Origin of the sequence: Cupriavidus phytohabitans (genome assembly GCF_017815025.1) — a bacterium.
GTDB lineage: Bacteria > Pseudomonadota > Gammaproteobacteria > Burkholderiales > Burkholderiaceae > Cupriavidus.
This window is the reverse complement of record NZ_JAGIQB010000306.1, coordinates 1-239: the sequence shown is the minus strand read 5'-3', so window position 1 is coordinate 239 and position 239 is coordinate 1. Positions and strand designations below refer to the sequence as shown.

The 239-nt window shown below is 63.2% G+C and carries 1 protein-coding gene; it reads left to right on the top strand.

The genetic code is table 11. The features are described 5' to 3' along the window. The coding region (locus J8I34_RS34585) for a transposase (protein WP_209808675.1) at window positions 1-239 on the top strand (239 nt) is incomplete at both ends.

Genomic DNA, 239 nt, shown 5'->3' with positions numbered 1-239 from the left:
CGTAACGGCCTCAGCGGCAAGACCGTGATCACCGAGCGCGGCCCGGTGCGGGTCGAGTTGCCACGCGACCGCGATGGCAGCTTCGAGCCGATTCTGATCCCCAAGCATGAACGGCGCTTTACCGGCTTCGATGAGCGCATTATTGCCATGTACGCGCGCGGCATGAGCGTGCGCGAGATCCAGGCGTTTCTGGCCGAGAACTACGGAACCGAAGTCTCCCCGGACTTCATCAGCTCGGT